Origin of the sequence: Pseudomonas sp. GM17, from assembly GCF_000282175.2 — a bacterium.
Classification (GTDB): domain Bacteria; phylum Pseudomonadota; class Gammaproteobacteria; order Pseudomonadales; family Pseudomonadaceae; genus Aquipseudomonas; species Aquipseudomonas chlororaphis.
The window spans coordinates 5,386,222-5,412,157 of the sequence record NZ_CP124732.1 but is presented as its reverse complement, the minus strand read 5'-3'; the positions used below and the strand labels follow the sequence as shown (position 1 = coordinate 5,412,157).

General features: G+C 65.5%; 26 protein-coding genes and 1 pseudogene. 8 read left to right on the top strand and 19 right to left on the bottom strand.

Annotated elements, in window-relative coordinates; genetic code table 11:
• Positions 1–39 precede the first annotated feature (39 nt).
• The 3 genes and pseudogenes from dsbG to dsbD all read right to left on the bottom strand — a co-directional run bounded on the left by dsbG (position 40) and on the right by dsbD (position 3,384).
• Positions 40–807, bottom strand: coding sequence for a thiol:disulfide interchange protein DsbG (dsbG, locus tag PMI20_RS23990; RefSeq protein WP_007922876.1), 768 nt, complete (start codon positions 805–807; stop codon positions 40–42).
• Positions 783–1,655 carry a TlpA disulfide reductase family protein gene (locus PMI20_RS23985; protein ID WP_007922874.1) on the bottom strand — a complete coding sequence of 291 codons (873 nt, stop codon included), beginning with the start codon at positions 1,653–1,655 and terminating at the stop codon, positions 783–785. The genes dsbG and PMI20_RS23985 overlap by 25 nt, the downstream gene beginning before the upstream one ends.
• Positions 1,655–3,384: pseudogene (dsbD, locus tag PMI20_RS23980) on the bottom strand (protein-disulfide reductase DsbD). The gene PMI20_RS23985 and the pseudogene dsbD overlap by 1 nt, the downstream one beginning before the upstream one ends.
• 153 nt (positions 3,385–3,537) lie before the next feature.
• On the opposite strand from dsbD, the gene PMI20_RS23975 reads away from it, so the two are divergent.
• The 4 genes from PMI20_RS23975 (at position 3,538) to PMI20_RS23960 (ending at position 7,505) form a co-directional block, all read left to right on the top strand.
• A complete protein-coding gene (locus tag PMI20_RS23975; RefSeq protein ID WP_007922871.1) occupies positions 3,538–4,215 on the top strand; it encodes a response regulator in 678 nt (225 codons plus the stop codon).
• A 3-nt stretch (positions 4,216–4,218) separates the two neighbouring features.
• The gene (locus PMI20_RS23970; protein WP_007922870.1) at positions 4,219–5,541 is read left to right on the top strand and encodes an ATP-binding protein; all 1,323 of its coding nucleotides are present in this window, start codon (positions 4,219–4,221) and stop codon (positions 5,539–5,541) included.
• Positions 5,542–5,786: 245 nt separating this feature from the next.
• On the top strand, positions 5,787–7,199 hold the full coding sequence (locus PMI20_RS23965) for an aspartate aminotransferase family protein (RefSeq protein ID WP_284169518.1): 1,413 nt from the start codon (positions 5,787–5,789) through the stop codon (positions 7,197–7,199).
• An 81-nt stretch (positions 7,200–7,280) separates the two neighbouring features.
• Positions 7,281–7,505, top strand: a complete 225-nt coding sequence (locus PMI20_RS23960; protein ID WP_007923760.1) for an MbtH family protein — start codon at positions 7,281–7,283, stop codon at positions 7,503–7,505.
• Between the two features lie 290 nt (positions 7,506–7,795).
• On the opposite strand, the gene PMI20_RS23955 is transcribed toward PMI20_RS23960, so the two are convergent.
• From PMI20_RS23955 to soxR, 11 genes are all read right to left on the bottom strand, one after another.
• The gene (locus PMI20_RS23955) at positions 7,796–8,623 is read right to left on the bottom strand and encodes a class I SAM-dependent methyltransferase (RefSeq protein ID WP_007930427.1); all 828 of its coding nucleotides are present in this window, start codon (positions 8,621–8,623) and stop codon (positions 7,796–7,798) included.
• 206 nt (positions 8,624–8,829) lie between these two features.
• Positions 8,830–9,816 (bottom strand): metal ABC transporter solute-binding protein, Zn/Mn family, encoded by a 987-nt coding sequence (locus tag PMI20_RS23950; RefSeq protein ID WP_007930426.1) that lies wholly within the window; start codon positions 9,814–9,816, stop codon positions 8,830–8,832.
• Positions 9,817–10,716, bottom strand: a complete 900-nt coding sequence (locus PMI20_RS23945; RefSeq protein WP_007930425.1) for a metal ABC transporter permease — start codon at positions 10,714–10,716, stop codon at positions 9,817–9,819.
• A complete protein-coding gene (locus tag PMI20_RS23940) occupies positions 10,716–11,471 on the bottom strand; it encodes a metal ABC transporter ATP-binding protein (protein WP_007930424.1) in 756 nt (251 codons plus the stop codon). Before PMI20_RS23940 ends, PMI20_RS23945 begins: the two co-directional genes overlap by 1 nt.
• Positions 11,468–12,397, bottom strand: coding sequence for a metal ABC transporter substrate-binding protein (locus PMI20_RS23935; protein WP_007930423.1), 930 nt, complete (start codon positions 12,395–12,397; stop codon positions 11,468–11,470). The genes PMI20_RS23940 and PMI20_RS23935 overlap by 4 nt, the downstream gene beginning before the upstream one ends.
• A 35-nt stretch (positions 12,398–12,432) precedes the next feature.
• The gene (locus tag PMI20_RS23930) at positions 12,433–13,005 is read right to left on the bottom strand and encodes a DUF6162 family protein (protein WP_007930422.1); all 573 of its coding nucleotides are present in this window, start codon (positions 13,003–13,005) and stop codon (positions 12,433–12,435) included.
• Entirely contained in the window at positions 13,002–13,346 is a 345-nt protein-coding gene (locus tag PMI20_RS23925) for a hypothetical protein (RefSeq protein ID WP_007930420.1), read from the bottom strand. The genes PMI20_RS23930 and PMI20_RS23925 overlap by 4 nt, the downstream gene beginning before the upstream one ends.
• Positions 13,343–13,864, bottom strand: a complete 522-nt coding sequence (locus tag PMI20_RS23920) for a PA2404 family protein (protein WP_009044891.1) — start codon at positions 13,862–13,864, stop codon at positions 13,343–13,345. Before PMI20_RS23920 ends, PMI20_RS23925 begins: the two co-directional genes overlap by 4 nt.
• Before the next feature lie 17 nt (positions 13,865–13,881).
• Positions 13,882–15,093 carry a PepSY-associated TM helix domain-containing protein gene (locus PMI20_RS23915; protein ID WP_007930418.1) on the bottom strand — a complete coding sequence of 404 codons (1,212 nt, stop codon included), beginning with the start codon at positions 15,091–15,093 and terminating at the stop codon, positions 13,882–13,884.
• Positions 15,094–15,386: 293 nt separating this feature from the next.
• The gene (locus PMI20_RS23910) at positions 15,387–15,848 is read right to left on the bottom strand and encodes a VOC family protein (protein WP_007930417.1); all 462 of its coding nucleotides are present in this window, start codon (positions 15,846–15,848) and stop codon (positions 15,387–15,389) included.
• A gap of 202 nt (positions 15,849–16,050) precedes the next feature.
• Positions 16,051–16,506, bottom strand: coding sequence for a redox-sensitive transcriptional activator SoxR (gene soxR, locus PMI20_RS23905; RefSeq protein WP_007930416.1), 456 nt, complete (start codon positions 16,504–16,506; stop codon positions 16,051–16,053).
• A gap of 118 nt (positions 16,507–16,624) precedes the next feature.
• Here soxR and PMI20_RS23900 point away from each other — a divergent pair, with 118 nt between their 5' ends.
• A complete protein-coding gene (locus tag PMI20_RS23900) occupies positions 16,625–16,990 on the top strand; it encodes an antibiotic biosynthesis monooxygenase (protein WP_007930415.1) in 366 nt (121 codons plus the stop codon).
• Here PMI20_RS23900 and PMI20_RS23895 read toward each other — a convergent pair.
• The 4 genes from PMI20_RS23895 to msuE form a co-directional block, all read right to left on the bottom strand.
• On the bottom strand, positions 16,987–18,093 hold the full coding sequence (locus tag PMI20_RS23895; RefSeq protein ID WP_007930414.1) for a sigma-54 interaction domain-containing protein: 1,107 nt from the start codon (positions 18,091–18,093) through the stop codon (positions 16,987–16,989). The two genes, PMI20_RS23900 and PMI20_RS23895, sit on opposite strands and share 4 nt — an antisense overlap.
• A 23-nt stretch (positions 18,094–18,116) precedes the next feature.
• Positions 18,117–19,304, bottom strand: a complete 1,188-nt coding sequence (locus PMI20_RS23890) for an acyl-CoA dehydrogenase family protein (RefSeq protein WP_007930413.1) — start codon at positions 19,302–19,304, stop codon at positions 18,117–18,119.
• Between the two features lie 196 nt (positions 19,305–19,500).
• Positions 19,501–20,652 (bottom strand): FMNH2-dependent alkanesulfonate monooxygenase, encoded by a 1,152-nt coding sequence (ssuD, locus tag PMI20_RS23885; protein WP_007930412.1) that lies wholly within the window; start codon positions 20,650–20,652, stop codon positions 19,501–19,503.
• Between the two features lie 9 nt (positions 20,653–20,661).
• Positions 20,662–21,225, bottom strand: a complete 564-nt coding sequence (gene msuE, locus PMI20_RS23880) for an FMN reductase (RefSeq protein WP_007930411.1) — start codon at positions 21,223–21,225, stop codon at positions 20,662–20,664.
• Between the two features lie 401 nt (positions 21,226–21,626).
• Between msuE and PMI20_RS23875 the strand changes: the two genes are divergently transcribed.
• The 3 genes from PMI20_RS23875 (at position 21,627) to PMI20_RS23865 (ending at position 25,247) form a co-directional block, all read left to right on the top strand.
• Entirely contained in the window at positions 21,627–21,893 is a 267-nt protein-coding gene (locus PMI20_RS23875) for a hypothetical protein (protein ID WP_007930409.1), read from the top strand.
• Between the two features lie 320 nt (positions 21,894–22,213).
• Positions 22,214–23,383, top strand: a complete 1,170-nt coding sequence (locus PMI20_RS23870) for a cysteine desulfurase family protein (protein WP_007930408.1) — start codon at positions 22,214–22,216, stop codon at positions 23,381–23,383.
• Between the two features lie 55 nt (positions 23,384–23,438).
• Entirely contained in the window at positions 23,439–25,247 is a 1,809-nt protein-coding gene (locus PMI20_RS23865; RefSeq protein ID WP_007930406.1) for an aminopeptidase P family protein, read from the top strand.
• Positions 25,248–25,316: 69 nt separating this feature from the next.
• Here PMI20_RS23865 and PMI20_RS23860 read toward each other — a convergent pair whose 3' ends face one another.
• On the bottom strand, positions 25,317–25,907 hold the full coding sequence (locus PMI20_RS23860; protein WP_007930404.1) for a 2-hydroxychromene-2-carboxylate isomerase: 591 nt from the start codon (positions 25,905–25,907) through the stop codon (positions 25,317–25,319).
• Positions 25,908–25,936 lie beyond the last annotated feature (29 nt).

Below are 25,936 nucleotides of genomic sequence, written 5' to 3'. Positions count from 1 at the left end.
GCTAAAGGCCATTAGTGGTCAGGTCGTGGCGCATCTCATTTATTTGGGCCCGAAAATCTTGCCCAGCTTGTCCGGCGCGGGCGCGCCTTGTTGCTGTTGCAGCTCGCCCTTGTCGTCCATGTAGAAGATCGCCGGGGTGGTGGACAGCTCCAGTTCGTCCATCAGCGCCATGTTGGCGTCGAGCTTGGCCTGGACTTCGGCGGGGATCTTGGCCAGGGGCTTGAGGCTGCTGCCCTTGCCGGCTTTCTCGTGGTCCTGCAGGGCTTTCTGCGGGTCTTTGGCGGCCAGCAGGGCGGCGGATTTGCCCGGGCTGTCTTCGCGGATGATGCCGACCATGATGTGCCGCAGCTGGACCTTGCCGGCGTTCACCCAGGGCCGCGCCTGTTCCCAGAACATGTTGCAGTAAGGGCAGTTGGGGTCGCTGAACAGGTAGACCACGCGCGGCGCGTCGGCCTTGCCATCGGCGATCCAGTGGCTCTTTTCCATCTTGGCCCAGACGGCCTTGGCCATTGGCGCGTACACCAGTTTCTGCAGCGGCTCGGCGCTCAGGTCCTTGCCGTCGGCGTCGTACAGATTGCCCAGCAGCACATGCTTGCCGTCCGGCGTCAGGTACAGGGCCATGCCGCGGTTCTGGTACTGCGCGGCATAGCCCTTGAGGCCGTCCGGGGCATCGAAGCTGCCGACGATCTTGGCGCCTTTGGCTTCGATGTTCTTGATTGCTAGTGGCAGTTCTTCGGCGTGCAGCAGCGGGGCCTGGAGCAGGGCGGCGCCCAGGGACAGGCTCAGCAGGTGGCGGATGAAAGGCATGGCAATTTCCTTGAAGGGGCGGCCTGCGTGGCCGTGGTCGAATGCGCTGAGTCGAAATGTTCCAGGGCGCGGGCCAGGCTGGCCTCGGACAGCTCGCCCAGGTGGCTGCCGAGCAGGCGCCCGTCGGCGCTGTAGAACAGCGTAGTCGGTAGCGCCATGGAGCCCACGGCCTTGCCCAGGCGGCCGCTGCCGTCGAACAGCACGTTGTTCAGGTTCAACTCCTGGGTAGCCAGGAAGGTGCTGACGCTCTGCATGCTTTCGGCCTGGTTGACGAACAAGAAGGTCAGGTCCGGGCGCTGCTGCTGGGCTCTTTCCAGCACCGGCATTTCCCGGCGGCAGGGCGGGCACCAGGTGGCCCAGAGGTTGATCACCAGGGGTTTGCCCTGGTAGCTGGTCAGTTGCACGGTGGCGCCGTCGGGGTTGCGCAGGGCGATTTCCGGCAGCCGCGTGCCTTGTTCGAAAAGGCTCAGGGACAGGGTGGCGAGCAGCCAGAACGCCAGGCCGCTGCCGACCCCGGCGCCCAGCGGCTGGCGCAGGGCCGGGCGGCGCCAGCCCCAGGCGAGGGCGGCCAGCAGCAGGACAATGGCCCCCGGCCAGGCGAGGAAACCGCCGTCGCGCAGGTCGATGATCTGCCACAGGTCGTGGCGATAATGCTTCCAGTAGGCGACCACGAAGCCGATGCGCGCCGCCAGCATGCCCAGCAGGAACAGGCCGAACAGCACCGATTCCGGGTTCTCGCCACCACGCTTGGCGACTCGCCAGCCGACCAAGGTGGCCAGCGCCAGGGCACTGATCAGCAGCAGGTGGTTGAGCGCGATGGCAAAGGTGCCGATGGTAAAGGTCAGCATCAACGGGCTTCTCGGGTAGCGGTCCAGCGTTGCAGGAAGGCAGCCGCGTCTACCTCACCGGTAATCCGCTGGCTGCGGCGTTCTTCGCCGTCCGGGCCGATCCACAGCAGGCTCGGCGGCCCCGGCACTTTATACCGGTTGAGCAGTTCGCGGCTGGCCGCGTTGTCGGCCGTCACGTCCAGGCGCAGCAGGCGCACGTCTTTCAGGGCCGCGAGGACCTGGGGTTGGCCGAACACCTGTTTTTCCATGATCTTGCAGGACACGCACCAGTCAGCGTAGTAGTCCAGCAGCACCCACTGGCCCTGGGCCCTGGCGATGTCGAGGGCGCCTTGCAGGGCGGCCGGGTCGTTGACGGTGGTGAAGGCGTCGTGGGCGCTGACGGTCGCCACGCCATTGCCGCCGCTGTAGACCTTCAGCGGTCGCCACAGGTCGTCGCTGCCACCGGCGGCGCCCACCAGCAGCAGGCTGCCCCACAGGCCGAACACCACTGAGCCTGCGCCGAACAAATGACCGGCGCGCCCGGCGCCGCGCATCTGCTGCCAGGCGGTGTAGGCCAGGACCAGCGCCAGCGCGCCCCACAGGCCGATCCACAGCGATTCGTCGAGCACCGGGCGCAGCAGCACGATGGCGGTGCCGAGAAAGAGGAAGCCGAACACGCCCTTGAGCAGGTTCATCCACGGGCCGGGCTTGGGCAGGAAGCGGTTGCCCACGGTCACCAGCAGCAACAGCGGCAGGCCGATGCCCAGGCCCATGACGAACAGGATCAACCCGCCGTGCAGGGCATTGCCGCTCTGGGCGATGTACAGCAGGGCGCCGGCCAGCGGCGCGGTCATGCACGGGCCGACCAGCAGGCCGGACAGGGCGCCGAGCACCCCAGCGCCGACCAGACTGCCGCCGCTGCGCGAGCGGCTGGCGTTTTCCAGGCGATCGCGCAGGGCCGCCGGCAATTGCATCTCGAAGAAGCCGAACATCGGCAGTGCGAGGATCACGAACACCGCGGCAAAGCTGCCCAGCAGCCAGGGCTGTTGCAGCAGGGCTTGCAGGTTGGCGCCGAGCAGCGCGGCCAGCACGCCCATCGCGGCATAGACCAACGCCATGCACACCACATAGCTGCCGGCCAGGGCGAAGCCGCGCCGCGGGCTGGCGCCGCTGCCCACCACCAGGCCAGCGAGGATCGGCAGCATCGGCAGCGAGCAGGGGGCGAAGGCCAGCAGCAGGCCGAGGCCGAAGAACACCAGCAGGCTCCAGCCCAGGGCCCGCTGTTGCAGGCCGCTGGCCAGGGCCTGGTCGCTGGCTTCGGTGGCATTGGCGGCGGCCGGACTGCCACCCAGGTCCACTTCCAGAGATTGCGGCGGGTAGCACAGGCCGGCGTCGGCACAGCCTTGCCAGCCGACCTTGACCTTGCCGGTGGCGCCGGCGGGGATTTTCAGTTCCAGGCCTTGGCGATACACCTGCTGCGCACCGAAGAATTCGTCGCTGTGGGCCTCGCCCTCGGGCAGCGCCGGTGTGTGCGCCTCCGCCAGGCCGTCGAATTTCAGCCGTTGCTGATACAGGTAATAGCCGTCGGCGATCTGCCAGAACAGCTGGGTTTCCCCGACGCCAGGCGTTCGGAGGTGAAGACGAAGGCTTTGCCGACCGGGAGAAAGTCGGGTTTGACCTCGAACGGGTTGTTACCCGCCTGGGCCAGGCCCGACAGCAGCATGAACAACAGGATGAACAGACGACGCATGGAAAAGCCTTAAACCGGTGCAAGTGACCGCACAATGGCCGATGGCGATTAACCGATGATTAACCCTGCACGCCTTGTGGCACTGGCGGTGCAGGCATAATGTCGGCTTAATCGGCGCTCGATTTAATGCACCCCTTTTCTACAGGTTCCACCATGCACGTACTTGTCTGTGAAGATGATGAGCTGATTGCCAGCGGGATCGTGGCCGGCCTCACGGCCCAGGGCCTGACGGTCGAGCACGTGGCCACCGCCTCGGCGGCGCGGGCCATGCTCGGCGTGGCGGAATTCGACGTGATGGTGCTCGACCTCGGCCTGCCCGACGAAGACGGCCTGAAACTGCTCAAGCAACTGCGCCACAACGGCCTGGAAATCCCCGTGCTGATCCTCACCGCGCGGGACTCGGTCACCGACCGGGTCGACGGCCTGCAGGCCGGCGCCGACGATTACCTGCTCAAGCCCTTCGACCTGCGGGAACTGGCGGCGCGCCTGCATACCCTGTTGCGCCGGGTGGCGGGGCGCAGCGTCAACCTGATCGAGCACGGCCGCCTGACCTACGACCCAAGCACCCGCGAAACCCAGCTCGGCGGCCAGCCGGTGGACCTGTCGCGACGCGAGCAGGCGCTGCTCCAGGCGCTGCTGCACAACCGCGGCCGGGTGCTGTCCAGCGAGCAGCTCAAGGACAGCGTCTACGGTTTCAACGACGAACTGGAAAGCAACGCCCTCAACGTGCATATCCACCACCTGCGGCGCAAACTCGGCAACGGCATCGTCGAGACCGTGCGCGGCCTGGGCTATCGCCTGGGGCCGGCGGATGGCGGGGAGGAGTCGTAAGTGATGAGCCTGCGTTTGCGCCTGAGCCTGACCATCGGCGCGGCCTTCGTGCTGATCTGGGCGCTGGCCGCGGCCTGGATGTTCAGTGACCTGCGCAACCAGATGATGTTTTCCCTCGACCAGCGCCTGGTGGCGTCGGCGCGCATGGTCGCCGGCCTGCTGGAACAATTGCCGGCCTTGCCGAGCAAGGGCGAGGGCACCCATTTCAGCGCCGAACAGCTGAACATTCCCGGGGGCATGGCCTGCCAGGTCAGCTCCCTGCGCGGCGAGATCCTCGCCCGCAGCCATAACCATCCCGACGAAAAGCTCGAAGCCGAGCGCATGGGCTTTCACGACCAGATGATCGACGGTGTGCGCTGGCGCAGTTTCACCCTGGCCCGGGGCGACCTGCGTATCACCACCGCCGATCGCCAGGTCGAGCGTGAAGCGCTGAACATGTCGGTGCTGCTGGCCGCCTCGGTGCCGGTCGGCGTGGCCTTGCTCGGTTGCCTGTGGTTGTTGTGGCTGGGGATCGGCCAGGGCCTGGCGCCGCTGAACCGCATGCGCGATGCCCTGATGCGCCGCAGCGCCGACTCCCTGGAGCCGTTGCAGATCCAGCCGCTGCCCAGCGAGCTGCGGCCATTGCTGGAAACCCAGAACCAACTGTTCCAGCGCATCGGCAAGACCCTCGAACGCGAGCGCCGCTTGACCGGTGACGCCGCCCACGAATTGCGCAGCCCGCTGACGGCGATCAAGACTCACCTGCAAGTGGCGCGGATGACCGACGGCGCGGCCCGCGATCAATCCCTGGCGCGCGCCGAAGAAGGCGCCGACCGCTTGCACCGGACCCTGGAGCAGCTGCTGTTGCTGGCGCGGGTCGAAGGCAGCCTGTCGTTCGAGGACGGCGTGCAGTGCAGTGCCGAACAGGTGGCGAAAACCGCGATCCAGGACGCCGCCAGCGGCGCCCGGCAGCGGGTCAGGTTGCACATCGACGAGCGGGTGTCGGCGGCGCCGCTGGAAATGCCCTCGGTGCTGGCCATCGCTGCGCTGCGCAACCTGCTGGACAACGCCCTGCGCCACACCCCGAGCGATGCACCGGTGGAGCTGAACCTGGAAACCATCGGCAATCGCGTGCGTTTCCAGGTGCGCGACCACGGTGACGGCATTCCCGAGGACGACTTGCAGCACCTGACCCAGCGCTTCTGGCGCAATGGCCAGAGCACCGGTTGCGGCCTGGGTCTGGCCATCGTCCAGGCGATTGTCCAGCGCTGCGGTTGCGTGCTGCATTTCGACAGCCGGCCCGATGGCTTGCGGGTCGAGCTGACCATGCCGCTGCAAGCGGCCTGAGGGCCTATCGCGAGCAAGCTCGCTCCTACAGAAGTGATATCTGTAGGAGCGAGGCTTGCCCGCGATGGCATTCTCATGTTCGCCACAACCTTTATGGTTGATACGCAATAAACCTCTCCGGGGTGTAAATCCTCTCGTCGCTGATGCGTTTCCAGAACAGGAAAACCTGCGAGTGCGCGCTGAACCGGCTGCGTACCTGTGTGGTGTGCGGTTTCGCTCAACTCATCAGCGTGAGGATTCGAGAGATGTCAGTTGCTACCAGCCTTGTCGACGATCAGCCCGCGCGGACCAGTCCCGCGCCTGCCGAGACGCTTTACCAGTTCACCGAATCGCCGTTGCTGGCCCGGCAGAACCAGCAGGAATCCAATGCCCGCAGCTATCCGCGGCGGATCCCGCTGGCGCTCAAGCGGGCGAGCGGGATTCATGTCGAGGACGTCGAAGGCCGGCGTTTCATCGACTGCCTGGCCGGTGCCGGGACCCTGGCCCTGGGCCACAACCACCCGGTGGTGATCGAGGCCATCCAGCAGGTGCTGGCCGATGAGCTGCCGCTGCTGACCCTGGACCTGACCACCCCGGTCAAGGACCAGTTCGTCCAGGACCTGTTCGGCCTGTTGCCGCTGGCCCTGGCCGCCGAGGCGAAAATCCAGTTCTGCGGCCCCACCGGCACCGACGCCGTGGAAGCGGCATTGAAGCTGACCCGTACCGCCACCGGCCGCAGCACCGTGCTGTCGTTCCAGGGCGCCTACCACGGCATGACCCAGGGCGCCTTGAGCCTGATGGGCAGCCTGGGGCCGAAGCGCCCGCTGGGTGCGCTGCTGACTACTGGCGTGCAGATCCTGCCGTTCCCTTACGACTACCGCTGCCCGTTCGGCCTGGGTGGCGAAGCGGGGGTCAAGGCCAACCTGAGCTACCTGGAAAACCTGCTGAGCGATCCGGAAGCCGGAGTGCAACTGCCGGCGGCGATCATCGTCGAGGCGGTGCAGGGCGAGGGTGGGGTGATTCCCGCGGACCTCGACTGGTTGCGCGGCGTACGCCGGATCACTGAAAAGGCCGGGGTGGCCTTGATCGTCGATGAGATCCAGAGCGGTTTCGCTCGTACCGGCAAGATGTTCGCCTTCGAACACGCCGGGATCATCCCGGATGTGGTGGTGCTGTCCAAGGCCATCGGCGGCAGCCTGCCGATGGCGGTGGTGGTCTACCGCGACTGGCTCGACACCTGGCTGCCGGGCGCCCATGCCGGCACCTTCCGTGGCAATCAGATGGCCATGGCCACCGGTTCCGCGGTGATGCGCTACCTCAAGGAACACCAGGTGGCCGAGCATGCCGCCGCCATGGGCGAGCGTTTGCGCGAGCACCTGCGGATCCTGCAGCGCGACTATCCGCAGATGGGCGACATTCGTGGGCGCGGCCTGATGCTGGGGATCGAGCTGGTGGACCCGGCCGGCGAGAAAGACGCCTTGGGCCATCCGCCGCAGTTCAGCCGCCTGGCGCCGCTGGTGCAGCGTGAATGCCTCAAGCGCGGGTTGATCCTGGAAATGGGTGGGCGCCATGGCAGCGTGGTGCGTTTCCTGCCGCCCCTGGTGATCACCGCGGCGCAAATCGACCAGGTGGCGGATATTTTCAGCCGCGCGTTGGCGGCGGCGGTCGCCAGCCTCTAATTTTCCACGGGCCTTGAACGTTCCTTATTCACAACCGCTGCGCGTTCAGCGCAGCGAGCCTTATAGCGATGGAGACACGTAATGACTTCAGTATTCGACCGCGAGGACATCCTCTTCCAGGTAGTGGTCAACCATGAGGAGCAGTATTCGATCTGGCCGGACTACAAGGCTGTGCCACAGGGCTGGCGCACCGTGGGCAAGAGCGGCTTCAAGAAGGAGTGCCTGGCCTACATCGAAGAGGTGTGGACCGACATGCGTCCGCTGAGCCTGCGGCAGAAGATGGACGCCCAGGCGGCGGCCAACTGATTACCGCGTACTGACGTTGACCTGTAGCCGCTGCCGCAGGCTGCGATAAGCCCGCCAGGGCTTCGGCGCTCTTAAGATCGCTGACGACCGTTCCGGTCGATCGCAGCCTGCGGCAGCGGCTACGTACCTGGGTAGGAGCGAGCTTGCTCGCGATAGCGACCCACCAGCCAACGCCGATGTCGAGGCGGATAACGCTATCGCGAGCCAGCTCGCTCCTACAGGTAGTTTGATCAGGTGCCGTTAGCAAAAAGCCCCGCCCTCGTGAGAGAAGCGGGGCTTTTTTGTGGGCGTCAGCCCAGGCGTTTGACGGCCTGCAAGGTGTAGCTCAATGGCAGGCGCCAAGGGGCGTGTTGCAGGTGCCATTCGCCTTGTTCGTCACAGCGCATCTGCCCGGGAAGGGCTTCCCAGGGGATGCTCTGGTGTTCCACCAGGCCGCTGATGTCCAGGCCGTGCTTGAGCAGCGCGCTGACGATTTCCCCCAGGCCGTGGTTCCACGCATGGGTCACCGTGGCCTTGAGCGGTCGGTCGGTACTGACGTAGGTGCTGTCGTCGTCCCACACCAGCGGTTCGCTGCGCTCGAAGTAGGGCAGGTCGACCACCAGCGCATCCTCGCGGCTTTCGTCCAGGGCCCAGAGCATCGGGTGGCCTTCGCGGATAAACAGCCGGCCGCCGGGCTTGAGCAATTGGCTGACATTACGCGCCCAGGTGTCGACGCTGGGCAGCCAGCACAGAGCGCCGATACCGGTGTAGACCAGATCGAACGCGCCTTTGGGCAGCACCTCGCAGGCCTTGTAGACGTCGGACTCGACGAACTCGATGGCGCTCCCGGTGCGCGCCGCCAGGCTGCGGGCTTCGGCCAGGGACGCGGGGGAGAAGTCCAGCCCGGTCATCCGCGCGCCGAGGCGGGCCAGCGACAGGGTGTCGGTGCCGATATGGCATTGCAGATGCACACCGCGCAGGCCGCTGATATCCCCCAGCAGTGGCAGGTCGAAACGCACCACCTCGGACAGGTGCCGCGGGTCGTCGACAAACATTTGCGCCTGGTAGTCCGGCGAGGCCGCGTGCAGCGGTGCGCGCTCGTCCCAGTTGGCCTGGTTGAGCTTGAGGTAGTCACTCATGGCGGGCTTCCTGTCCGTTCAATGGGAGCAGCAGGCTAGCACCGCCGAGGCGGGCGATTCTTGGGGGAATTTGTAAGCCGCGCCATTTCTCCTGTAGGAGCGAGCTTGCTCGCGATAAATGCAAGAACAACGCGTCCACTCAGGCAATACGCGTCATCGTTGACGTTCATCGCGAGCAAGCTCGCTCCTACAGAGGGAGTGGCGGGTCAGGTTTTCGGGGCGAGGGCACTGGTGATCTGGCCGATGCTGTTCTCCAGCTCCGCCAGCGGGTCGGCGCTGTCGGTTTGCAGCACCAGCAACTGGCTGCCGGCGGCGCTGATGGCGGCCTTGATCGCGTCGGACGGCTGGCGGTGATGCAGGACGATGGCCACGTCGTTGTCCTTGAGCCGGGTTTGCAGTTGCTGCAGGGCTTCGGGCGTCCACTCGTTGTCGGCGCGGGCGTCGACCTCCAGCAGCTCCAGGTTGAGCCCGCTGACCAGGTAACCGAAGTGGTCGCTGAGGCTGAGCACGCTGAGGTTGTCGGCATTGGCCAGTTGCCCCTCGCTATCGGCGCTGAGCTTGAGCAGGCGTTGCTTGAGGCTGGCCAGGTTGGCGTCGATCTTCGGCTTGGCGGCGGGGGCCAGGCGCACCAGGTCGGCGGCCAGCACATCGGCCATGCGCCCCAGGTTATTGCTCGACAGCCACGGCTGGCTGTTCAGGCCGTCGCTCTTGCCGGGCTGCAGGGCGACCCCGGGCAGGGCGCCGTCCACCGGGCGCGCGGCATCGACTTCGACGATGCGGATATTGCTGCGCCGCGCATTGGGGTACAGCGGGTCGTCCGGCCAGATCGAGCGCAGGCCGATCACCGCATCGGCGTCGAGGGCCAGCTTGTGCAGCGCCGGGGCGCCGCGGCCGGTGAAGTAGGCGGTCTGGCGCGAGCCCGGCAGGTTGTCGGGGGCGGCGCGTTCGAGTCGCACATCGGTGCCTTGCAGCAGCCACTGGCCGAGGCCGAAGGTCACCGGCAGCGAGGCCAGCACGGTGAGCGGCTTGGGTGAGCTGGCGCTGTGCAGCGCCGTGGTGCCCAGGCTCTGGTTGGCGGTGACGCGCATCGGTTCGAAACGGTCCGGCTGGGCCAGGGCCGGCGCGCTGCTCAGCCCGCCGAGGGCCAGGGCCAAAGTCAGGGGGCGTGTCAGGTGACGTAATGAACTGTGCATTTATCCGATATTCCCTTTGAGGCTGGGGACAATGCCGCGGGCAACGGCGGCCAGGGCGAAGGCGACACCGGCCACCAGGATGATCGCGGCGCCGGAGGGGACGGGCAGGTCGAAGAGGATCGGCAGCAGGATGCCGCACAGGGTGCTGACCGTGGCGATCAGCACCGAGATCCAGAAAAAGCCCTTGAGCGACTGGCTCAGCAGGCGCGCGGCCGCCGCCGGGATCACCAGCAGGGCGCCGACCAGGATCGCGCCTATGACTTTCACCGCGGCCACGGTGATCAGGGTCACCAGGATCACGAACAGGTAGTCCAGGGTTTTCACCGCGACACCGCGCACCGCCGCCAGTTGCGGGTTGAAGCTGGCCAGCATGATGCGGTTGTACAGCGGCAGGCTCAGACCCACCACCAGGGCACCGACGATCAGCAGCACCAGCAGATCGTTGCCGTTGACCGTGAGCACCGAACCGAACAGCACGTTTTCCAGGATGTGCACGTTGATCTTGCCGGCGAGGATCAGCAGCAGGCTGGCGCCCAGGGCCAGGGACACCGACAGGAACACGCCGATCAGGGTGTCCGGCGCCAGGCCGGTGCGGTTGCGCAGGTAGTTGAGCAGGATGCCGAACAGCAGGCAGTAGCCGAACAGGCTGCCGTACGGGCCGGTGTAGGGTTCGCCGAGCAGGATGCCGATGGCCACGCCGGTCAGCGCCGCGTGGCCCACCGCTTCGGAGAAGAACGCGAAGCGCTTGACCACTACCAGGGTGCCGAGGCCGCCCAGCACCGGGCCGATCAGCAAGCCGGCGAGCAGGGCGTTGACCACAAACCCATAGGCCAGGGCTTCTGGCAGGTAACCGGAGGAGGCCCAGCCCTGGATCATCAGACGAAAGGCTTCGTAACTCATCAGGCAACACTCCCGCTGACGATATCCGCGCTGCGCGGGTGGGTGGAAAACAGCGTCAGCAGGCGTTCCGGGGTCAGCGCCTGCTGCGGGTGGGCGTCGAACAGCACGCGGCGATGCAGGCCGGTGACCCGGTCCGCCAGGCGGCCGACCGCTTCCAGGTCGTGCTCGATCCACAGCAGGGTGATCCCGGCCTGGCGCCAGTCGCCGAGCAGGCGCTCGAAGACCTGGATGCCGGCTTCGTCGAGGGCCGACATCGGTTCGTCCAGCACCAGCAGTTGTGGCGCCGGGATCAGCCCCTGGGCCAGCAGCACCCGCTGGCGTTCACCGCCGGACAGGGCGCCCATGCGCCGCTTGCGTTTGTCCTGCATGCCGACCCGCTCCAGGGCTTCGCCTATGGCCGCGGCGTAATGCCGGCTGAGGCCGAGGAAAGCCGGGCGGCGCTGGCACATGGCGGCCATGAAGTCGTCGACGGTCATCGGCAGGCCGCGGTCGAATTCCAGGGCTTGCGGCACATAGCCGATCACCCCCGGCTCGCCCGGCCATTGCAGGCGCAACTGGCCCTGGTGGGGCATCTGCCCGAGCAGGGTCTTGATCAGCGAGCTCTTGCCGCCGCCGTTGGGGCCGACCAGCGCATGCACGGTGCCGGGTTGCACCTTGAAGCTGACGTTGTCGAGGATGGTGGTGCGACCCAGGGTCAGGCTGACCTGGTCGAATTCGATGGACGGGCCGCGGGCCAGGCTGTGCAGGGCGGTCATGCGCCGGCCTCCTGGATCGCCCGGACCACGGTGTCGAGGTTGCCGGCCATTTCCTTCTCGTATTTCTCGGCGCTGTAGTCGCCGTAGGAAATGTGCGACAGCGGGTACAGCTTGACCCCGGACTCGCGCTGGATGGTGTCGACGTAGGTGGACGGGAAGTCCATCTCGGAGAAGATCACCTTGACGTCCAGTTCACGCAGCTGGTCGATGGTCTTTTTCAACTGGCTCGGGCTGGGCTCGATGCCATGGGCCGGCTCGACCACGGCGGTGACTTCCAGGCCGAACTCGCGCAGCAGGTAGTCGTAGGCGGCGTGCACCGTGGCCACCCGCAGGTCGGCGTTGGGCGCCTTGGTCAGCTTGGCCAGGGCGTCGGCGCGCATCTGCCGCAGGCGTTTGCCGTAGGCGCGGGCGTTCTGGGTGTAGGTTTTGGCGTTGGCCGGGTCCATCTTGCCCAGCTCGCGGGCGATGTTGTTGACCTGGGCGATGGAGGCGCTGATGGACAGGAAGGTGTGCGGGTTGACCACTTTGCCGGCGCCGCGCGCGGCGATGCCGGTGGCGGCCAGCAGCGGCACGTTCTGGTTGGCCTCGATCACCGGGATGTCCGGGCGTTCGCTGGCCTCGATCATGCGGTCGGCGAAGTCGTCGTGGCCGACGCCGTTGAGCACGATCACGTCCAGGGTGCCGATGCGCTTGATGTCTTCGGCGCGCGGTTCATAGGCGTGGGGGTTGAAGCCGGCGGGAATCAGCGGCACGACCTCGGCCTTGTCGCCGACGATGTTGGCCACGTAGCTGTAGTAGGGGTGCAGGGTGATGCCGATACGCAGGCGCTTGGCCTGGTCGGCCGTGGCGAGAGGGCTGAGCAACAGGGCGAACAGGCTGACCAGCAGCACCCGCAGGAGCGGGCGGCGTTGAGATGAAATAGGCATGGGCTAGCGGTCTTCTCTCGGGTGAATGCGTGGGTTCAGTGGCGATGCTGGCGGGTCACTCCGGCATCGAATTGCGCGACCACCTGCTGCCAGCCGGCACTGGCCAGGGCGGCGTCGCTGAGGTCGTCGGGGGCGGCGAGGGACGGGCCGCGGTTGAGCCAGATGTCCGGGGCGGCGGCCGGATCGGCGGCGATGCGCATCAGGAAGGAGCCGGCCACTTGATTGTTCTGGCTGAGGCCGACATAGGCCTGTTGCCGCAGTTGCCAGGCATGCCCGCCACGGCTCACCGAACTGGCGTCCTGGGCAAAGGGCGCGAAACCTTCCTCGGCCAGTTGTTCGGGCGTCGGCAGGGCCTGGGCTTCTTCGCGCAGCAGGCGGATTTCGTCGAGGGTCACCCGCAGGTCGGCGTACAGGCCCTGTTCGCCGGCGGTGAGGTCGCGGCGGGCGTCCAGTTGCTGGCTGTCGATGCTGGCTACTTCGCTGGTTTCGCCGCGCCAGAACACCACGGTGCCGGCCACGCTGAGGATCAACAGGCACAGCAGCAGGACGTAGAGGGTTTCATGGCCGGCGCCGGCCGGGCGCACAACTTGGTGGGTGGAGGTGCTCATGGGGCCTCGATGTCGGCTTGGTCGATCTCGACCACGTGGCCGGGGCCGGCGTCGAACAGCACGTAGAACTCGGCGTCGGGTTTCTTGAAGGTCAGGGTGGAGTCGGCGCCCAGCTTGCCGGGCACCAGGATGGTTTCGTCGTAGCCGATCACGTCCAGGGTCACTCCCGGGGCGCCGCTGCCGTCGGAGAAGCCGCCGGTGCAGCGGATCTGCTCGCCGTCGATCTGCTTGCACTCGCACATCGGGTTATGGGCCAGGGCGCCGCCGCTGAACAGGGCGCTGGCCAGCAGGAGTGCGCCGGCACCGAGCAGGCGCAGGCGGGCGGTGGGTACAGCAATCATGGTTTGCCTCCTTGTTGGTTCAGCCAGGCGAGGGTGGCCGGGGATGCCTGGCCCAGGGGGATGGCTGCCTGGTGCAGGCTGCCGTCCCAGCCTTCCATGGTTATCCACAGCTCGGCGTCGGCCTTGGTCTTTTCCGGAACGGGCAGGCTGGCCCCCATGCGGTACGGGGTGCCGAAGAAGATCACCCCGGCGGCGCGCAGGCTGCGGGGTTTGCCGATGCGCAGGTAGGTGGCCTTGACCTGGTCGATGCAGGCGTCGCACAGGGCGGCATTGAAGCCCTTCATATAGCCGGCTGGCCCCTGAAGTTGCGGTGCTTGGTTGCGCAGTTCGGCCAGACGCAGGCTCCAGGGCCCGACCTGCACCTCGCCCACCTCGCGTTCGCCCAGGCCGCTGTCGCCACGGGCCAGCGCCGCGTCGGCGAAGTACTTGGGCATGAAGCCGAGGGGGACCAGCAACAGCAGGATGTTCAGGTGGAAACGCCATTTCAGCCAGAATTGGCGCAGGGGCGAAACCGGCATTGGGTTGTCTGTCTTGCTCACAGGTTGCCCTCCGGCGTGTCGCTGTGCAGGGCCGCAACCGGGCGCTGGGCGAGGGTGGGGCGCGGTGTCTTGTGGCTGCGCTTGATGGTCGCGGCGGTGGCCAGGGCGGTGCGCTTGGTCCAGATCAGCAGGCCGCTGAGCACCATCATGCTCAGCAGCAGGCCGAAGAAGCACCAGATCAGCTTGATCCAGATGCCGCCGAAATCACCGGTGTGCAGCGGACGCATGGACTCGGTGACGAACTCCAGGGCCGAGCGATGGGACAACAGGTGCATGGTATCGACCGAGCCGCTGTAAGGGTTGAGGTTGGCGGTCTGGTACATCAGCGGGTACCAGCCGCGGCCGCCAATGAACAGGTGGCTGTAGGCATTGCTCGGCAGCATGACGAAGCTGACCTCGAACCCCGGGATCTGCTGGGTGGCGATGCGGATGGCTTCATCGACGCCGATCATCGGCGCCGGGCTGCCGTCGGCGGAGGTCGGCACGCTTTCGCGAGCGATCACCGGAACTATGGGTTCGCTGGAAAGGGTGATCTGGTTGTCGCCAAGAATCGCCTGGATCAGGAACCAGGTGCCGGTGATGGAGATCACCGCGATGAACCAGATCGACCAGATGCCGCTCAGGCGATGGAAGTCGCCCCAGAAAATCCGCGCGCCATGGCGCAGGCGCAGGGTCGGCTTGAGGAAACCCTTCCAGAACTTCTTGTAGACCACCAGGCCGGTGACCAGCGAGGCCAGCATCGGCAGGCCGAGCAGCGATACCAGGTACCAGCCCCAGCTGTAGCCGTTGGTGAAAGGCACCAGCCACCAGCCGTGCAGGGCGCGGGTGAAGGCTTGGAAGTTGAATTGCGGGCTGACGCCCTGGATGACGCCGGTGTACGGGTTGACATAGACCTCGACGGAACGGCCATCGGGGTAGCTGACGCCCACGGTCAGGGCAAAATGCGCTTCGTCGGGGGTGCTGATGCTTTCGACCAGGGTCTGCGGTTCGGCCTGCTTGATGGCTTTGACGATCTGGTCGTAGCTCAGCGGTTGGGCGTCGCCTGTGGGTTTGCTGGCGCGGATGTCGGGGTTGGCCAGCCAGACGATTTCCTGGCTGACCACGGCCAGGGTGCCGGTGACGCAAACGATCAGCACAAAGAACCAGATGGGCAGGGCCAGCCAGCTGTGAACGAGAAACCAGATTTTCGAGCGGGACTTCTTCGACATTGAGCACGCGTCTTGATTCGAGGAGTGGAGCCGCGGGCGGCTGGTAAGCTCGGAGAGAAACCCGCGGCGTAACCTTCGCCAACGCGACCTGCTGCATCTAATTAAGACGAATGAGAATCGTAAATCCCGAAAGACGATATGAAAGTAAATGTTTCCGCGCGACCAATGGCAGGGGGACGGTCCGGGGGAGGCTATCGCGGGCAAGTCGGATCGCCGCCCGCTCGCTCCTACAGAAGCACGCGCGTCTGTAGGCGCGAGGCTTGCCCGCGATCAACGGTTTTCAGGCACAGGGCTTATCCCTGCTGTTTAAACATCTCCATGGCCCGCTGCTTGATCTGCTCTTCGCTCAGGTCTTCCTTGCGGGTGGCGAGAAACCACAGGTGGCCGAACGGGTCTTTGAGGGTGCCGCTGCGGTCGCCGTAGAACTGGTCCTTGACCTCGGACACCACCTGGCCACCAGCGGCGATGGCCTGGGCGAACTGTTTGTCGACATCGTTGACGTACAGGTGCAGGCCGACGGCGGGTGATTGGTCGGGATTGCTCAGTGGCCCCTGATCGCAGGGCGTTCCCAGCATGATCGGGCAGTCGCCGATGCGCAGCTCGGCATGGCCGACGCTGCCGTCGGGCATGTCCAGGCGCATGACCTGGATGGCGCCGAAGGCATTCTTGTAGAACTCGATAGCCTCGGCAGCCTGCGTAATCCCCAGGTAGGGCGTGATGCTGGGGTAACCCTCGGGGATGGGTTTGACGCTCATCTCGGTTCTCCTTTCTTGTCATGGGTTTGTCGAAGTGAACCTGGCCGGTTTTCCGGTCGGTTCACTATAGGCCCGGGCAGTCCACTGCCTGGCTTGAGCTGACGAGGTGTTCGCCTGGCAACAGTGAGCCAGCGATCAGGAGAAGAGGTGCAGCCGCTGCCACAGGCTGCGGTCTGGCTGGGGAAACCGATGGGCCGCCCGCTCAATCGGTTTCCAGCAATCGCGCGCCCGGGCCGCGTTCGCCCAACTGATCGCCCTGGTTGCGCAGCGGGCAGTCTTGCATCGACAGGCAGCCGCAGCCGATGCAGCCGTTGAGGCGGTCGCGCAGCAGGGTCAGTTGCTTGATCCGCTCATCCAGCTCCTGGCTCCACTGCTCGGACAGCCGCCTCCAGTCGGCGGCCGTCGGTGCGCGGTGGTCCGGTAGGCTGCGCAGGGCCTGGCCGATCTCGGCCAGGGGAATGCCCAGGCGCTGCGCCACCTTGATCAGCGCCACCCGGCGCAGCACTTCCCGCGGATAACGGCGCTGGTTGCCGGCGTTGCGGTTGCTCTTGATCAGCCCCTTGGTTTCATAGAAGTGCAGGGCGGTGACCGCTACGCCACTGCGGGCGGCCACTTGGCCGACGGTGAGTTCCTTGTGCACGGTTTCGGGGCTGGGCATGCAGCGCTCCTGCGGGTGGGGAATGAGCAAAAGTCGCTTGACCTTTACTTAACTGGAGGTTTTACCCTGCGGAACTTCGAATCACAAGATTCCGTTTATCCGTCAGTGGGGACTTGCCATGCACGCGTTTGCGCAAAACCGCAGCTTTACGCAATTGATCGAATTCGAAACCGAACCCCATCAACAATCCGGCCTGGTGTCGGCGCTGTCCGAGCAGACCGAACGCCTGGCCCAGGGCTACCCGGGTTTCCTGAGTGGCAGCGTGCAGGCCAGCGAGGACGGCCGGCGGGTGCTCAACTACCTGCAATGGCAAACCCGGGAAGCCGGCGAGGCGGCCTTCCAGAGTTTCGAGAAGGGCGAACAGGACTTCTGGCAACTGCTGCGTGCCTATCAGGCCAAGACCGTGACCTTTGGCTCGTTCCAGGTGGTGCGCAGCATCGAGCGCAGCCCGGACAACGCGTTGCACTGCCGTCTGGCCAGCTAGATCGACAGTTGCAGGGTGCGCTCGTGCTGGCCGGGTTTTTCCGGCGGGCGGCGCTTGTTCACCGCCAGTTCGCCGATCTTGATCAGCCGGGTGCGGGTGACGTTGCGGCTCAGGCCCAGCAGGTTGGCGGTGTGCACCTGGTTGTAATGGCTGAAGCGGTAGGCCGCGCGCAGCAGCGCGTCCTCGACCTTTTCATGCAGGGCGCCGGCCTGCTCTTCGAAGAGTTTGTGAAAGGCCCGCTCCAACAGGGCTTCGGCTGAGTCGTCGTGGCTGTGGTGGCTGTCGTCCTGGCGTTCGATGCGCATGTTCGACAGGCGCAGGTCGTCGCGCTCGATCACTCCGTCGCGGCAGATCAGCAGGGTGTGGTGGATGACGTTTTCCAGTTCGCGGATATTGCCCGGCCAGCTGTAGCTGCGCAGCTTGTGCTCGGCCTCGCTGTTGATGGTCACGGCGCCGTAGCCCAGGCGCTGGCTGTAGGCTTCGATAAAGTGCCGGGTCAGCGGCAGGATGTCGCCGGGGCGCTCGCGCAGTGGGCTCAGTTCCAGGCTGACGACGTCGAGGCGGTAGTACAGGTCCTCGCGAAAATGCCCGGCGTTGATGGCTTTCTCCAGTTGCACGTTGGTCGCCGCCAGCACCCGCACATCGATGGGAATGCTTTTGCGCGAACCCAGGCGCACCACTTCGCGTTCCTGCAGCACCCGCAGCAACTTCACCTGGATCGCCATCGGCAGGTCGCCGATTTCGTCGAGGAACAGGGTCCCGCCATTGGCCTCTTCGAACCAGCCGGCCTTGGCGCTCAGGGCCCCGGTGAAGGCGCCTTTTTCATGGCCGAACAGCTCGGCCTCCACCAGTGACTCGGAGAACGCGCCACAGTTCACCGCCACGAAGGGCCGGTTGCGCCGGGCGCTGAGGTTGTGGATATGGCGCGCCACCAGCTCCTTGCCGGTACCGGTTTCGCCGATGATCAACACGCTGGCCTCGCTCGGCGCGACCTGCTGCAGATGCGCCAGCAAGGCCTGGGATTTCGGGTCTTCGAACACCTGGGCGGTGGCCCGGATCGAGGTGGCCAGGGCCGGCGAGGGCGGTAGGGTCAAAAGCTGCATGGACAAGCTCCGGGAGCAGAAGGCTAGGAATAGAAAGTCGGGGTCGGCAGGGACTGGTTCAGGGCCCAGTCACCCAACTCATGGAGTTTGTAATCCACCGGGTCGTGCAGGGTTTGCGTGCGCAGGTTGCGCCAATGCCGGTCCAGGCGCAGGGAGGCGTGGGTGGAGCGGGCGCCGGTGACCTCGAACAGGCGGCTGCACAGCTCCAGGCCCTGGCGCGTGGTGGCGACCTTGGCGGTGGCGATGGCCGTGGCCAGGTGGCCGCGTTCTTCGGCGCTCAGGTTCGGCCCCTTGGCCCAGGCCTTGTCCAGCAGCTCCGCGGCGCGCTCCACCAACAGGCGCATGCCTTCCAGGGCCACCCAGAAATCACCGTAATGACCCAGCACATAAGGGTCCTGATAGGCCTCCTGCGCGCTGGACTTATGCCAGGGCCGGGTTTCGGTGAGGGTGTATTGGCGAGCTTCTTCAAAAGCCCCTTCGGCGATGCCGAGGAACATGTGGGTGAAGGTCAACTGGGCGATCAGTGGGCGCAGACAGGCGAAGGGCGTGCTCAAGGGGCCCGGGTCCAGCAGCAGTTCCGATTCCTCGACCCGCACCCGCTCGAAGCTGGCGCTGCCGCTATCGGTCTGGCGCTGGCCCATGTTGTTCCAGTCGTTGTGCAGGGTGATGCCGCTGCGGCCGCTGGGGATGGCGGCGATCAGCAGCTTGCCGCCGTTGCTTTCGTCGACCGCCGAGGCGATGAGCATTTCCGAATCGCTGGCGCCGGAGCAGAAGCTCTTCTTGCCGGAGAACTCGCGCCAGCCGCCGAGGTTCTTCACCACGGTACGGGTGTCCAGCGGGTTGAGGGCGTTGCCCCAGAACCAGTTCTTGCGCGCGGTCTGTTCGAACCAGGGTTGCCATTGTTCCGGGCGGGCGAACAGGCGCACGGTGGCCAGCATCAGGTGGTGGAAGCCGAAGACGTGGGCGATGGAGCTGTCGACCTTGGCGAACTCGCGGACGATGTTCAGGGTCTCGCTCCAGCTGGCGCCGAGGCCGCCGTACTGGGTGGGAATGCTCAGGGCCAGCAGGCCGCTCTGGCGCAGGGCGTCGCGCTGGGCTTTCGGGGTACCGCCGCGTTCGTCGCGTTCGACGGCGGTCAGGGCAAACTCGGCCGCCAGCTGGCGGGCGGTCTGCAAGGGGGACAACAAGGCGCTTTGCGGCTTGGCAGTCACGCGGTGTTCCTCGTTTGGGGCCGGTTGCGCGGCCGTGAAATCGGTGGGGCTGTGAGGCGAGCGCGGGGCGCTCGATCGCGAGCAAGCTCGCTCCTACAGGGTGCAGGTGGTTTCTGTAGGAGCAGGGGGGGACGCCCAGTTCTTGCCCGCGATAGCGTTCCGGCAGGCGACCCATGGCATGGGGTCGCCATGCTGGTTAGCCTCCAGCCGCTTTTTTGCTCGGCAGCACGTCATTGGCAATCATTTCGCCAAACGGCCCGGTGAGGTTGGTCACGCCACGTCCGGCCAGGCTGGCGTAGGGCTCCGGCAGCAGCGGGAACACCAGCTCGGCAAAGCGGTAGGCTTCTTCCAGGTGCGGGTAGCCGGAGAAAATGAAGCTCTCGATCCCCAGGTCCGCGTATTCCCTGATCCGCGCCGCCACCTGTTCGGGGTTGCCCACCAGCGCGGTGCCGGCGCCGCCACGCACCAGGCCGACGCCGGCCCAGAGGTTGGGGGCAATTTCCAGGTTGTCGCGCCGCCCGTCGTGCAAGGCGGCCATGCGCCGCTGGCCCTCGGAGTCGAAGCGCGAGAAGGATTGCTGCGCGGCGGCGATGGTGTCGTCGCTGATGTGTTCGATCAGCTTGTCCGCGGCCTTCCAGGCCTCTTCCGCGGTTTCGCGCACGATCACATGCAGGCGGATACCGAACTTCACCGTGCGGCCGTGGCGGGCGGCCCGTTCGCGCACGTCGGCGAGTTTCTCGGCGACCGCGGCCGGTGGTTCGCCCCAGGTCAGGTAGACGTCCACCTGTTCGGCGGCGAGGTCATGGGCGGCGTCCGAGGACCCGCCGAAATACAGCGGCGGGTAAGGTTTCTGCACCGGCGGGTACAGGGCCTTGGCGTTCTGCACATGCAGATGCTTGCCTTCGAAGTCCACGGCTTCGCCTTGCAGCACCCGGCGCCAGATCCTCAGGAATTCGTCGGTGACTTCATAGCGTTCGCTGTGGCTGAGGAAGCTGCCGTCGCCACGGTTCTCGTCAGGGTCGCCGCCGGTCACCACGTTGATCAGCAGGCGCCCGTTGGACAGCCGGTCGAGGGTCGCGGCCATGCGCGCCGAGACGGTCGGCGAGATGATCCCCGGGCGGATCGCCACCAGGTAGCGCAGGCGTTCGGTCAGGGGCACCAGCGCCGAGGCGATCACCCAGGAGTCTTCGCACGAACGCCCGGTGGGGATCAGTACGCCGTGATAGCCCAGGCTGTCCGCGGCCTGGGCCACTTGCTTGAGGTAGTTGAGGGTGACCGGACGCGCGCCCTGGGTGGTGCCCAGGTAATGGCCGTCGCCGTGAGTCGGAAGAAACCAGAAAACATCCATGACAGGTCCTTAAGCGATTTTCAGCAGATTTTTCGGATGCACGCCGAACAGCGGCGCGGCGCGTTCTGCCGCAAGGCGAATGCGGGCCTTCAAGGGCTCGCTGGTGATCTGGTAGTTGGCGAAGTCGGCCTCGGTGGCATAGACCCCTATGGGCAGGGTCAGGGCCTGGAAGAAACTGAACAGCGGCCGCAGCTGGTGATCCAGCACCAGGGCATGACGCTCGCTGCCACCGGTGGCGGCCAGCAGCACCGGGGTGTCGATCAGCGCGTTGAGGTCGATCAGGTCGAACAGGTGCTTGAGCAGGCCCGGGTAGGAACCGCGGTACACGGGCGCTGCGACGATCAGCAGGTCGGCGCTTTCGATGGCTTGCAACTGCGCTTCGACTTCCGCCGCCAGCTCCTGGCGGGACAGGGCCGCGCCCAGGGGGCGGGCGATGTCGCCCAGTTCGATGAGCGTGCTCTCGATCGGCAATTGCCCCGCCAGTTCGGCGAGCAGCGCCTGGGTCAGCACCAGGGTGCGCGAGGGGCGCCAGGTTCCACCGGACAGGGCAACGACTTTTAATGGACGCGACATGATCAGTTCCTTTGTTGAACAGGGCTCAACGAGCAGTGAGTAGTCCCAGGGCTTGAGCAAGAGCTGTACCAGCGCCGCAAAGCCTTGAGTGGCGGGGCTTGTGGCGCTGTTGCAGGAGCAGGCTGTTGTTGGGAAGACACTGTTTTGTTGATTGGCTGTTGCCTGGCGAACAGTTGCTCAGGCAACAGCAGGCGGCGCGATGGACCTGTTATAAAGGCTTACTGATATTCCTAAAAAATACTTTATTTCCATATTTATAGGTCTTTTAGGAATATGTGCGCCTGCGATGGGCTGCGATAGGGGGAATCGATAGCCACTATCGAGCGTGATGATTTCTGCCCCGGGAAGGGCGACGGTAGCCTGTGTCCATTGCCTTGCAGCCCAGATCCAGGAGCTTTGCCATGAACCGTTCGCTTGTCTTTTCCTTGCTTGTCGCCACTGCGGTGCTGGCCGGTTGTGCCAGCCAGCCTGGCCCGGAGTCGCGTCCCTATACCGCCGAGGAAACCCGCGAACTGGCGCTGGAAGCCCTGAACCGGCGCGGGCTGTCCTTTGACGAATACCAACAGAAGAAGGTCGAGCTGCTTGCCCCGCAACGGACCTTCGGTTTCGACCGGCAGGGCGAAATGAACGCCGAGCACAGCGTGACCCTGCATGGCCGGGCCAGCTGATTTGTCGATCTGCCACGGCCTTGCCTGCGCAGGCTGACGGACTGCCGGTGAGCATCGGCAAAATCCTGTGATGATTTTCCCCGCCTTGCGCCTTGTTCTTCGGCCCCCTGGCCGAACCTCGCTTAACCCGGCTCCCGGAGCCTGTTAAGCTGCCCCTCGGGAGCGTTCCTACGCACTTTTAAATGAAGTTGTCCTTCTTTAACTGCATCCGATCGGGTATTGCTGACGGTCTGCCATTTTTGCGTTGCCGAAAGGGCGCGTATCAGCGTTCGGCACCGAGCGAACCTTGATCCTGGAACAGGCTCTGCGGGTATTTTGCGATGAATAAACGTCCTCTCTATTTCGACTACGCCGCCACCACGCCGGTGGACGAGCGAGTCATTCAGGTGATGGTGGAATGTCTGGGGTTCAACGGTAACTTCGGCAATCCGGCGTCCAGTTCCCACGCCTTCGGCCAACAGGCCCGGCGCAGCGTCGAGCTGGCGCGCCAGCAGGTCGCCCAACTGGTGGGCGCGGCGCCCGAGCAGATCGTCTGGACCTCCGGCGCCACCGAATCCAACAACCTGGCGCTCAAGGGCGTGGCCCAGGCCCGGGGCATCTCCGGCGGGCACATCATCACCAGCCAGATCGAGCACAAGGCCATTCTCGACACCGCCAGCCAGTTGCAGGCTGCCGGCGTGGCGGTGACTTACCTGGTGCCGGACAGCGACGGGCTGATCACGCCCGAGGCGGTCAGCGAGGCCCTGCGCGACGACACCTTCCTGGTGTCGCTGATGCTGGTCAATAACGAACTGGGCACGCTCAACGACATCCCGGGCATTGGCCGTGTGGTCCGCGAGCGCGGGGCGCTGCTGCATGTCGACGCGGCCCAGGGCGCGGGCAAGGTGGCGATTGACCTGGCGCAGTGGCCGGTGGACCTGATGTCCTTTTCCGCCCACAAGATTTACGGCCCCAAGGGCATCGGCGCGCTCTACGTCGGCCCGCGCGCGCAGCAGCGCTTGCAGGCGCAGATCCACGGCGGCGGCCATGAAGGCGGCTTGCGCTCCGGGACGCTCGCGACCCATCAGATTGCCGCCATGGGCGCCGCCTTTGCCCTGGCCGCCGAACATTTTGACGAAGAAGCGGCGACCATCGCCCGTCTGCGCGAGCGTCTGCTCGAACAATTGGCCGACGTGCCGGGGCTGCGCCTGAACGGCAGCCCGGCCCAGCGCATTCCCCACACCTTGAGCCTCACCTTCGGTGAAGGGGCGTTCAACCCGGCGGCCCTGAGTGCCTCCATCGCGTTTTCCGCGACCTCGGCCTGCAACTCGGCGAGCAATGCGCCGTCCCATGTGTTGCTGGCGCTGGGGCTCGACGCCCGGGCGGCGGGGCGGACCATCCGCCTGAGCCTGGGGCGTTTCACCACCGAGCAGGACATCGATCAGGCCGTCCAGCTGATCAAGGCTTCATCCGCCAGTGCACCGGCGTTCTGGGCGGTTGCCCAACCCTGAGGGTCGATGCCCTCGGTATCCAATAACAATGATTGACCTGGTAGCAGGAGACACAATGAGTACGCAGCCCTTGACCAATGGAGTGGTCCCCCAGCGCCTGGCGCGCACCCGCGAGCTGATGAACCGCGAGGGCATTCATGCCCTGCTGGTGCCGTCGGCCGACCCGCACCTGTCGGAGTACCTGCCCGGTTACTGGCAAGGCCGGCAGTGGCTGTCGGGTTTTCACGGTTCGGTCGGCACCCTGATCGTGACGGCGGATTTCGCCGGGGTCTGGGCCGATAGCCGTTATTGGGAGCAGGCGACCAAGGAACTCAAGGGCAGCGGCATCGAGTTGGTCAAACTGTTGCCGGGCCAGCCCGGCCCGTTGGACTGGCTGGCCGAGCAGACCCCGGAAGGGGGCGTGGTCGCGGTCGACGGCGCGGTGATGGCGCTGGCTTCGGCGCGTACCCTGGGCAACAAGCTGCAGGAGCGCGGTGCTCGCCTGCGCACCGATATCGATCTGCTGAACGAAGTCTGGAGCGACCGCCCGAGCCTGCCGGACCAGCCGATCTACCAGCATTTGCCGCCCCAGGCCACGGTCGACCGGGTCGAGAAGCTCGGCAAGCTGCGCGAAACCCTGAAAGAGCGAGGCGCGGACTGGCATTTCATCGCCACCCTCGACGACATCGCCTGGCTGTTCAACCTGCGCGGCGGTGACGTCTCGTTCAACCCGGTGTTCGTCTCTTTCGCCCTGATCAGCCAACAGCAGGCGACGCTGTTCGTGGCGCTGAGCAAAGTCGATGATGCCTTGCGTGCCGTGCTGGAACAGGACGGCATCGCCCTGCGTGACTACAGCGAAGTGGCCGCGGCCCTGAGTGCGATTTCCGATGGCGCCAGCCTGCTGGTGGATCCGGCGCGGGTTACCGCCGGTTTGCTGGATAACCTTGGGGATGGTGTGACGCTGCTGGAAGGCCTGAATCCGACGACCTTGGCCAAGTCCCGTAAAAGCCTGGCTGATGCCGAGCATATCCGCCAGGCCATGGAGCAGGACGGTGCGGCGCTCTGCGAATTCTTCGCCTGGCTGGAGTCGGCCTGGGGCCGTGAACGCATTACTGAGCTGACCATCGACGAGCACCTGACCGCGGCGCGCACCCGTCGCCCCGGTTACGTATCCCTGAGCTTCAACACCATCGCCGCGTTCAACGCCAATGGCGCGATGCCGCATTACCACGCCACCGAAGAAGAGCATGCGGTGATCGAAGGCGATGGCCTGCTGCTGATCGATTCCGGCGGCCAATACCTGGGCGGTACCACGGACATCACCCGCATGGTCCCGGTCGGTACCCCGAGCGCCGAGCAGAAGCGCGATTGCACGCGGGTGCTCAAGGGCGTGATCGCCTTGTCCCGGGCGCAATTCCCGCGGGGCATCCTGTCGCCGTTGCTGGACGCCATCGCCCGCGCGCCGATCTGGGCCGAAGGCGTGGATTACGGGCACGGCACCGGTCATGGCGTGGGGTATTTCCTCAATGTCCACGAAGGCCCGCAAGTGATCGCCTATCAGGCGGCGCCAGCACCGCAAACCGCGATGCAGCCAGGGATGATCACCTCGATCGAGCCGGGTACTTATCGTCCGGGCCGTTGGGGCGTGCGCATCGAAAACCTGGTGATGAACCTTGAGGCAGGCACTAGCGAATTCGGCGAGTTCCTCAAGTTCGAAACCCTGACCTTGTGCCCGATCGACAGCCGCTGCCTGGAACCTTCGCTGCTGACCCAGGACGAGCGTGAGTGGCTCAACGCCTACCACGCTGAAGTGCGTCGGCGCCTGAGTCCGCTGCTGCAGGGCGCGGCGCTGGAATGGCTGAATACCCGTACCGCAACTCTCTGAACGTGAATCGCGCTGCCGGCTTTGGGCCGGCAGCGCGAATTGCGTTGTTTGTCTTACCGAAGCTTTGACTTAGCTCAGGGCTTCGAGGACAAAGTCCAGACGATCCTGGCCGAAGAACAACTGGTTATCGACGAACATGCTCGGCGCGCCAAAAACGCCGCGCTGCAAGGCTTGTTCGGTCTTGTCCTTGAGGGCGTTCTTGACCTCTTCATCGTTGGTCAGGGCCAGCACCTCTTGCGGATCGAATCCCCCCTCACTGAGTACTGCCGCAACGGCGGCCTGATCGTTCAGGTTGCGCTTCTCGACCCAGAGTGCGCGAAACAGACAGTCGATAAAGGCAACAAAACGCTGTGGATGTCGCAGTTGCATGCCGGTCACCGCGCGCATCAGCAGCAGGGTGTTGATCGGGAAGTGCGGGTTGAATGCCAGTGGTACCTCATAACGTTTGGCATAACGCGCCAGGTCCTGAAGCATGTAGCGTCCTTTGGCGGGGATGCTGATCGGGGAGGCATTGCCCGTGACCTTGAACACGCCACCGAGCAACATGGGTTGATAAATCAGCTGGCTGCCTGTCTGGGCACAGATCTTTGGCAATTGGGTGTAGGCCAGGTAAGAGGTCGGACTGCCCAGGTCGAAAAAGAACTCGACGGTTTTGCTCATCGGTGATGCTCCCTTTTTGTTGTTGTGGC